This window comes from Streptomyces sp. AMJ-169 (assembly GCF_055597585.1).
Genome location: NZ_JBVLTJ010000035.1, coordinates 1 through 9,694 on the forward strand (window position 1 = coordinate 1; position 9,694 = coordinate 9,694).

Annotated in this window: 4 protein-coding genes; all 4 read left to right on the forward strand. The window is 71.5% G+C overall.

Annotated features, from left to right (window positions below; genetic code table 11):
• The first annotated feature begins 401 nt into the window (after positions 1-401).
• The 4 genes from ACYUD3_RS38440 (at position 402) to ACYUD3_RS38455 (ending at position 9,614) form a co-directional block, all read left to right on the forward strand.
• Positions 402-3,935 (forward strand): FG-GAP-like repeat-containing protein, encoded by a 3,534-nt coding sequence (locus ACYUD3_RS38440; protein ID WP_470981139.1) that lies wholly within the window; start codon positions 402-404, stop codon positions 3,933-3,935.
• A 185-nt stretch (positions 3,936-4,120) separates the two neighbouring features.
• The gene (locus ACYUD3_RS38445; protein ID WP_470981142.1) at positions 4,121-6,748 is read left to right on the forward strand and encodes an alpha/beta fold hydrolase; all 2,628 of its coding nucleotides are present in this window, start codon (positions 4,121-4,123) and stop codon (positions 6,746-6,748) included.
• Complete coding sequence (locus ACYUD3_RS38450) at positions 6,745-7,599, forward strand: ABC transporter permease (RefSeq protein ID WP_470981145.1); 855 nt, start codon at positions 6,745-6,747, stop codon at positions 7,597-7,599. Before ACYUD3_RS38445 ends, ACYUD3_RS38450 begins: the two co-directional genes overlap by 4 nt.
• An 89-nt stretch (positions 7,600-7,688) precedes the next feature.
• On the forward strand, positions 7,689-9,614 hold the full coding sequence (locus tag ACYUD3_RS38455) for an AMP-dependent synthetase/ligase (RefSeq protein WP_470981148.1): 1,926 nt from the start codon (positions 7,689-7,691) through the stop codon (positions 9,612-9,614).
• Positions 9,615-9,694: the final 80 nt, after the last annotated feature.

The following is a 9,694-nucleotide window of genomic DNA, read 5'->3' on the forward strand; positions in this document are numbered from 1 at the left end:
CCCGGGGGCCTCGCTCGTTGCGCTTCGCCGACCGTCACCCGATCGGTAGCCAACTCGAAGAAGCTCAGTAATCGTGAACTCACAGACAGAGCACGAGATAAAGGCGGCGTGAAGATCTTCGTCAAGATTTGAAGGACCTGTGTTATCTATGTCACAGCTTAAATTCGGACAAAGAAAGTTAAAAAAGCACCCCATCGATGCCGAGTGCTGTCCTCGCCGCTCTCCGGCCCCGCGAAGGGTGTTGATCTCGGACGGATGAGCTGTTCATACTCCAACGGCCCGAATCCGGCGCGCCGCGCGCCGCTCGCACGGCCCGGCCGCCGACGCCCGGAGCCGCAGGGCACCCCTCGGCCCTGGTCAGAGGGCATCCCGGAGAACCACACCGCTTGGAGAAGGGTCCCTTGAGCGACGCCGACAGCGCCCCCGAAGCGCGTGAGAACTCACCCCGACGGCGCGTCCGCCGCGCCCTCGCCACCGCGCTCACCCTGTCGCTGCTGACCGGCGGGGCCGCCGTACTCGCCCTGAACAGCGGGAAATCAGCCACGCCGGACGCCAAGTCCCCTACCTCCGCACGGCCGTTGGACGCCGACGGCGCGCAGGAGCGGGCCCGCGCGACCGGCCGGAAGGTCGAAGTCACCGCGCTGACCGACGAGTTCTCCACGACCGTCGCCAACCCCGACGAGACGTTCACCTACACGGCGTCCGTCGCCCCGGTGCGCGCGAAGAACGCGGCGGGACAGTGGGCGGCGGTCGACACCTCGCTGCGTCAGGACGGCGAAGGCTGGCGGACCGTCAACAGCCCTTACCCGGTGACGTTTTCGGCGGGCGAACGCTTGGGGGAGCGTAACTCCGGCGCCCATAAGGCGGGTTCGAGCGCGGAGGGAAGTTCCTCAGGGGCGACCGCCCGCACCGCCGCCTTCCGCACCGCCGGCACCACCCCCGCCTGGCACCCCCTCCTCACCATGACCGCCGAAGGCCACGACATCACCTTCGAGTGGCCCGGCCCCCTCCCCGAACCCCTCGTCGAGGACAACCGCGCGCTGTACGAGTCCGTCCTGCCCGGCGTCGACCTCATGCTGTCCGCCCGGGACACCGGCTTCACCCACGTCCTGGTCGTCCACACCCCCGAAGCCGCCGCCCAACTGGCCGCCGAACCCCCGCGCTACCGGGTCGGCTCCGACACCCTCGCCTTCACCCTCGACCCCGCCACCGACGTCCTGCTGGCCAAGGACACCGACGGCAAGGAGATCGCCGTCTCGCCCACCCCCTTCCTGTGGGACTCCGCCGGCACGCACGACACGGACACCCCGGCCGCCGACCCCGACGCGGCGACCGGCACGAACGAGAACCCGGAGACGGTGGAAGGGGGTTACTCGCCCGCCCCGGCCCCGGACACCGAACAGACCCCGGGCGCGGACGCCCACAACGACGACCCCGGCGAGGAACCGGACGCCGGCTTCACCATCGAGCCGTCCGCCGACCCCTCGGTCGGCCAGGACGCGGGCCCGATCCCCGACGAGACGGCGCCCGCCGCGGGCCAGGACCTCGATCCCGTCGCCTACGCCGTCCCCGCCTCCGACACCCTCGCCCTCCCCGCGGTCAACGGCCCCGGCGAAGGCGCCCACGCCACGACCGCCGCCGCCGACTTCACCGACGGCGTCCTCACCGTCACCCCGCCCGCCGACTACCTCAGGACGGCAGGCCTCACCTACCCGGTCTTCGTCGACCCCTCGACCACCGGGATCAGGGCCAACTGGACGACCGTCTACAAGAAATACCCCGGCTCCAGCTTCTACGACGGCGCCAACTACAACGAGGACACCAAGGAAGCCCGCGTCGGCTTCGAACGCGACACCTGGGGCACCGCCCGCTCCTTCTTCAAGATGAAGCTGAGGAACTCCATCAAGGGCGCGACCGTCTCCGCCGCCACCCTGAAGATCCTGGAGACCCACTCCTGGTCGTGCAGCAAGCGCACGGTCCAGGTCTGGCGCACCGACGCCTTCGGCACCCGCACGACCTGGAACAACCAGCCCGCCTGGAAGCGGAAGATCACCTCCAAGTCCTTCGCGTACGGCTGGAAGTCCAACAGCGCCTGCCCCGACGCGAACGTCAACTTCACCGTCACCTCCCTCCTCCAGGAGGCCGCCGACAACGGCTGGACGGACTTCAACCTGGGCCTGGTCGCCTCCACCGCCTCCTCGGCGCCGACGAGTTCGGCCGGCGCCCTGGAGACGGACACCTACTCCTGGAAGAAGTTCCAGGCGGAGGGCGGCGGTTCTCCCACCATCGCCGTCACCTACAACCGCAAGCCCAACACCCCGGTCAACTACACGATGGCGCCCGGCGGTTGCGACACCAGCGCGGCCCCCTACATCAAGCTCGGCAAGACCGTCCCGACCATCAGCGCCAAGGCCACCGACCCCGACGGCGACCTCGCCAAGCTGGAGTTCGCGGTCACCCGCAGCGACACCGGCGCGACGACGACGTACAACCGCGCGGCCACGAACGGCGTGGTGGCCGGAGTCTCCCTCACCGGCCTGGTGAACAAGGTGACGTACGCCTGGCGAGTGCGCGCCTGGGACGCCGCGACCAGCAGCGGCTGGACGCCCACCTGCCGGTTCACCTACGACACCGACCTGCCCGACTCGCCCGCCCCGGTCGTCTCCGAGGACTTCCCCGGCGACAACAACAACGACGGCGACGGCGAGGTCTGGTCCAAGAACCCCTTCGGCACCGCCGGTTCCTTCACCTTCGAGGTCGGTGACACCACCGAGACGGACATCGTGAAGTTCGTCTGGTCCATCAACTCCACCAACTACGCGGGCTATGTCTGCGCGGGCGGCAAGCAGGGCACCTCCGGCGGCCTCACCGCCTCCTGCACGACGGCCGTCAAGACGGCGACGGTCACCGGCGTCAAACCCCCGGCGGCGGGCCCCAACACCCTGTACGTCAAGGCGGTCGACTCCGCCGGCAACCTCTCCCCGAACGCCCGCGTCCACACCTTCTACGTCAAGCCGAGGTCGACCCCCGACGCCGCGGGCGACCTCAACGGGGACGGCACCGGCGACTTCGCCCACATCAGCGACGTGGGAAATCTCTGGATCGGCGCCCTCTCCCAGGGCGGCACCTGGTTCAACCAGACCTACGCCGCCCACGACAAGGGCCAGATCCTGCGCGACGGCGCCACCGCCCCGCACATCTGGGACGGCAAGGAGACCTTCTCCCTGGTCACCCACAACGGCGACTACGCCCCCGGCGACGGCGTCACCGACTGGGTGATCCGCACCCCCGAGGGCCGCCTCTTCATCTACCCGGGCGACGGCTACGGCGGCATCGACGTCAGCAAGCGCATCCAGGTACGGCTCCCCGCGAACGCCCCCGCCCCCGCGACCTTCTCCGAGATCAAGTCGGCGGGCGACATCACCGGCGACGGCCGGCCCGAACTGTTCGTGGCGGGCGGCACCGGCGGCGCCGAACTGTGGGTCTTCACCGGCTACAGCGGCGGCACCTTCACCGAGGCGATCCAGCTGACCACCGGCGCCTGGGCGGACCGCGACTTCGTCGGGATCGCCGACTACAACGGCGACGGCGCCGCCGACATGACCTACCGCGTCCGCACCGGCACCGCCGCCGGCAACATCTACCTCCGCAAGGGCATCCTCGACAGCAGCGGCACCGGCACGGTCCTGAAGAGCCTCGGCACCTCCGCCGACAGCCTCGACGGCGACGACTACTACGTCACCCCGGGCACCTTCACGACCACCGCCTTCCCCCTGCTGTACGGCAGCCCGGACAGCACCGGCGACGGCATCCCCGACGTCGTCGCCACCAACAGCGCCGGCGCCCTCCTCCTCTACAAGGGCACGGCCACGTCCATCGGCACCGCCACCACCCTGCGCTCCAGCCTCTTCGCGACGACCAAGCAGCTGGGCTGACATGGAGTGAGGAGCCTCACACCATCCCCCCGGGGCGTACCGCACCTGCGGTACGCCCCGCATCCCCGTACGCCTCCAGGAGGGTGGCCGGTTCGCTCTCCGGTCGACAGCCCGTTGTCAGACTCACCCCGTACCGTTGAACGCATGGATCTTCGAGTGACGGGGCCAGTGCCCCGGGGACGCCCATGAGCCGGTGGCGGGACAAGCGGCGGCAGGTGCTCGCGGCCGGCGCCGCCGCGCTGGTGCTGGCCGGCGTCGGGACATGGACGGCGGTGGCGTCGGACGGCGGCCCCGAGGTGCGGCGCAGCGACCGCGTCATGGCCGTCGACGGAGTCAGACTCGACACGTCGTACTTCGTCACCCCGGGGGACACCAAGCGCCCCGCCGTACTGCTCGGGCACGGGTTCGGCGGCAGCAAGGACGACGTCCGCAAGCAGGCCGAGGACCTCGCCAAGGACGGGTACGCGGTGCTGACCTGGTCCGCGCGCGGCTTCGGCAGGTCGACCGGCAAGATCGGGCTGAACGACCCGAAGGCCGAGGTCGCCGACGTCTCCCAGCTCATCGACTGGCTGGCCGCACAGCCCCAGGTCCAGCTCGACAAGAAGGGCGACCCGCGCGTGGGCGTCGCCGGAGGGTCGTACGGCGGAGCCATCGCGCTGCTCGCCGCCGGGTACGACACCCGCGTCGACGCGATCGCCCCCGCGATCACGTACTGGAACCTCGCCGACGCCCTCTTCCCCGACGGCGTCTTCAAGAAGCTGTGGACCGGCGTCTTCTTCAACACGGCGGGCGGCTGCGCCAAGTTCGAGCCCGAGCTGTGCGCGATGTACAACAGGGTCGCCGAGTCGGGCACCCCGGACGCGCAGGCGCGTCAACTCCTCGAAGAGCGTTCACCCTCGGCCGTGGGCAGCCGCATCAAGGTCCCCACCCTCCTCCTCCAGGGGCAGACCGACTCCCTCTTCACCCTCGCCCAGTCCGACGCCGCCGAGAAGGCGATCCGGGCCAACGGCGCCCCCGTGGACGTCGACTGGATCGCGGGCGGTCATGACGGCGGCGACCTGGAGTCCGCCCGCGTCCAGACCCGCGTCAAGAACTGGTTCGACCGCTACCTCAAGGACGACAAGTCCGCCGACACCGGGCCCGCCTTCCGCGTCACCCGTACCGGCGGCCTCGACTCCACGGACGGCGCGGCCCAGCTGAAGGGCGCGAGCGCCGACAGCTACCCGGGCCTGGGCAACGACGAGCGGAGCATCCAGCTCACCGGCGGGAAGCAGACGTTCGCCAACCCGCCCGGCGCCACCCCGCCCGCCATCTCCGCCCTCCCCGGCCTCGGCGCGGGCGGCGGCCTCGCCCAGCTCTCCTCCCTCGGCGTCGGCCTCTCCCTGGACTTCCCCGGCCAGTACGCGGCCTTCACCTCCGCGCCCCTGGCGAACGACCTGCGGATCACAGGCTCCCCGACGGCCACGGTCCACGTCACCGCCACGTCCGAGGACGCCGTCCTCTTCGCGAAGGTCTACGACGTCGGCCCCGACGGCCGCAGCCAGGTCCTGCCCTCCCAGCTGGTCGCCCCGATCCGGGTGACCGGCGCCCAGCAGGGCAAGGACGTCACCCTCACCCTCCCCGCGATCGACCACAAGGTCGACCAGGGCCACCGCCTGCGCCTGGTCCTCGCCTCCACCGACCTGGGCTACGCCTCCCCGGCGCAGGCGGCCTCGTACACGGTGTCCCTCACCAGCACCGACCTCAAGGTCCCCACCGCCCCGGACGTGAAGACCGCCGCCACCACGCTGCCCGCCTGGGTCTGGTGGCTGCCCCTCGCGGGCGCGGCCGTCGCCGCCGGGCTGCTGCTCACCGCCCGCCGCCGGACGGCGACCCCGGCGCCCGACCCGGAGCTGGCCGGGGTCCCGCTCCAGATCACCGGCCTCACCAAGAAGTACAAGGGCGGCGACCGCTACAGCGTCCGCGACCTCACCTTCCGCGTGGAGAAAGGCCAGGTCCTGGGCCTGCTCGGACCCAACGGCGCGGGCAAGACGACGACGCTGCGCATGCTCATGGGCCTCATTAGGCCCGACGGCGGCGAGATCCACGTCTTCGGGCACGCCATCCGCCCCGGCGCCCCCGTGCTCTCGCGCGTCGGCTCCTTCGTCGAGGGCGCCGGATTCCTGCCGCACCTGTCGGGCCGCGAGAACCTGGAGCTGTACTGGCAGGCGACCGGCCGCCCGGCCGGGGACGCGCACATGGACGAGGCCCTGGAGATCGCGGGGCTCGGCGACGCGCTCGCCCGCGCGGTGCGCACGTACTCCCAGGGCATGCGCCAGCGTCTCGCCATCGCCCAGGCCATGCTCGGCCTCCCGGACCTGCTGATCCTCGACGAGCCCACCAACGGCCTCGACCCGCCGCAGATCCGCGAGATGCGCGAGGTGATGATCCGCTACGCCGCCCAGGGCCGCACGGTCATCGTCTCCAGCCACCTCCTGTCCGAGGTCGAGCAGTCCTGCACGCATCTCGTGGTCATGGACCGGGGGCAGCTCGTCCAGGCGGGCCCGGTCGCCGAGATCGTCGGCTCCGGCGACACGCTGCTGGTCGGCACCGCCACGCCGGTCGAGGAGCAGCTCGTCGAGAAGGTCGCCGCCCTCCCGGGGGTCGACTCGGCGATCGGCACCGACGACGGCATCCTCGTCCGCCTCGGCCCCGAAGGCTCCGCCCAGCGGCTCATCGGCGAGCTGGTCAAGCTCGACGTCCCGGTCACCTCGGCCGGTCCGCACCGCCGCCTGGAGGACGCGTTCCTCACCCTGATCGGAGGTTCCGCATGAGCACGCTCACCGAGACGGCCTCCGGCTACCGGCCGTCGAGCACGCTCCCGCTCCGGGTCGAACTGGCCCGCCAGCTCAAACGCCGCCGGACGATGATCATGGGCGGCATCCTCGCCGCCCTCCCCTTCGTCCTCCTGATCGCCTTCATGATCGGCGGCACCCCGGACGGCCGGAACGGCCGCGTCACGCTGATGGACACGGCCACGGCGTCGGGCGCCAACTTCGCCGCCGTCAACCTGTTCGTCTCCGCCGGCTTCCTCCTGGTCATCCCCGTCGCCCTGTTCTGCGGGGACACCGTCGCCTCGGAGGCCGGCTGGTCCTCGCTGCGCTATCTGCTGGCCGCGCCCGTCCCGCGCGCCCGGCTGCTGTGGTCCAAGCTGGTCGTCGGCCTCGGCCTCAGTTTCGCCGCGATGGTCCTGCTGCCGATCATCGCCCTGGCCGTCGGCACCGCCGCCTACGGCTGGGGCTCCCTGGAGCTGCCCACCGGCGGCGCGCTCTCCCCGGGCACGGCGGCCCAGCGGCTGCTGGTCGTCGTCGCGTACATCTTCGTCTCCCAACTCGTCACCGCAGGGCTCGCGTTCTGGCTCTCCACCCGGACCGACGCCCCGCTCGGCGCGGTCGGCGGCGCGGTCGGCCTGACGATCGTCGGCAACGTCCTGGACCAGGTGACCGCCCTCGGCAACTGGCGCGACTTCCTCCCGGCGCACTGGCAGTTCGCCTGGGCCGACGCCGTCCAGCCCACCCCCGAATGGGCGGGCATGGCCCAGGGCGCGTCGGTCTCGGTGACGTACGCGGTGATCCTCTTCGCGCTCGCGTTCCGGGGTTTCGCGCGCAAGGACGTGGTGTCGTGACCGCCTCGCGCTGAGGACTGGTACCAGAACCCTACGCGCGAGTAAGTTTCCCTCACCTTCAGCCAGTTGAAGCAAGGGGAGCCGAAACCATGGGCGTACGCAGGGACTTGCGGAAAGCCAGCCGCCGCACCGACCTCCGGTCCCGTACCCGCACCGAGCTGGTACGGGACCCGGACGGCACGGTCCGCGAGGCCCGCACCGCCCCCCTCGCCAAGCCCCTGGCCACCGGCTCCCTCGCCGACCTCCCCTACACCAACGCCACTGAGGCCCCCACCGCGGCGATCATCAAACGCCGTACGGAACAAGGGACTTGGCGCCCGGTCACAGCCGCCGAGTTCGCGGCCGAGGTCACCGCCGTCGCCAAGGGCCTCATCGCGGCCGGCGTCGAACCCGGCTCCCGCGTCGCCCTGATGTCACGCACCCGGTACGAGTGGACGGTCCTGGACTTCGCGATCTGGACGGCCGGCGGGGTCACCGTCCCCGTCTACCCGACCTCCTCCGCCGAACAGGTCGAGTGGATCGTCCGCGACTGCGGCGCCCGGCACATCGTCACGGAGAACCCGGCGGCCACCGCGACGGCCGTGAAGGCGACGGCCGCCCGCGCCCCCAGACTCTGGGAGCTGGACGGCAGCGCGCTCGCCGACCTGAAGACGCTGGGCCGGAACGTCTCCGACGAGCAAGTCGAGCAGCGCCGACGGGAGTTGACCCCCGACGCGACGGCGACGATCTGCTACACCTCCGGCACGACCGGCCGCCCCAAAGGCTGCGTCCTCACCCACGCCAACCTCCACGACGAGGCCGGCAACGTCCTCGAACTCCTGCACCCCGTCTTCCGGGCAGTCACCGGCCGCGCCGCCTCGACCCTCCTCTTCCTCCCCCTCGCCCACATCATGGGCCGCACCCTCCAGATCGCCTGCCTGACCGCCCGTATCGAGACCGGCCACTTCCCGAGCGTGAGACCGGACGAACTGCGGCCCGTGCTCAGGGAGTTCAGGCCCACGTTCCTCGTCGGCGTCCCCTACCTCTTCGAGCGCATCCACGACACCGGCCGCGCCACCGCCGAGAGACTGGGCCGGGGCGCCTCCTTCGACCGCGCCGAACGCGTCGGCGTCCGCTTCGCCGAGGCCCACCTGAGAAAGTTCCTCGGCGAAGGCGAAGGCGAAGGCAAGGGCAAGGGCCCGGGCCTGCGACTGACCGCCGCCCACGCCCTGTACGACGTCCTCGTCTACCGCCGCATCCGCAAGGAACTCGGCGGCCGGCTGCACTACGCGATCAGCGGCGGCTCCCCCCTCGACCGCACCCTGAACCTCTTCTTCCAGGCCGTCGGGATCGTCGTCTACGAGGGCTACGGCCTCACCGAGACCTCCGCCGCCGCGACCCTCATGCCGCCCCTCGCGCCCCGCCCCGGCACGGTCGGCCGCCCGGTCCCGGGGACGGCGATCCGGCTCGCGGACGACGGGGAGGTCCAGGTCAGCGGACCGGTCGTGTTCCACGCCTACTGGAACGACCCGCGCGCCACCCAAGAGGTCCTGAAAGACGGCTGGTTCAGCACCGGCGACCTCGGATCACTGGACGACGACGGCTACCTGACCATCACCGGCCGCAAGAAGGACCTCCTGGTCACCTCGGGCGGCAAGAACGTCTCCCCGGCCGTCCTGGAGGACCGGCTGCGCAGCCGCAGCCCCGTCGGCCAGTGCCTCGTCGTCGGCGACAACCGGGCCTTCGTCGCCGCCCTCGTCACCCTCGACCCCGACGCGGTCGCCCACTGGCTCGCCTTGCACAAGCTCCCGCCGGGCACCCCGCCCGCGCAGGACCCGCGTATCCAGGAGGCCGTCCAGCGGGCCGTCGACTACGCCAACCAGGCCGTCTCCCGCGCCGAGTCGATCCGCGCCTTCCGGATCGTCGAGGGTCAATTCACCGAGGAGAACGGGCTGTTGACGCCTTCTTTGAAGGTGCGGCGGCAGGCGGCCACGGAGGCGTACGCGGACGAGATCGAAGCGCTGTACCGCAAATGAGAAGACCGCGGCGGGGGGGGGGGGGGGGGGGGGGGGGGGGGGGGGGGGGGGGGGGGGGGGGGGGGGGGGGGGGGGGGGGG

What these genes read in the sequence shown, in the direction of transcription:
- ACYUD3_RS38455 (WP_470981148.1), top strand. Translation starts at nt 7,689, where the DNA reads ATGGGCGTACGCAGGGACTTGCGGAAAGCCAGCCGCCGCACCGACCTC.
- ACYUD3_RS38445 (WP_470981142.1), top strand. Translation starts at nt 4,121, where the DNA reads ATGAGCCGGTGGCGGGACAAGCGGCGGCAGGTGCTCGCGGCCGGCGCC.
- ACYUD3_RS38450 (WP_470981145.1), top strand. Translation starts at nt 6,745, where the DNA reads ATGAGCACGCTCACCGAGACGGCCTCCGGCTACCGGCCGTCGAGCACG.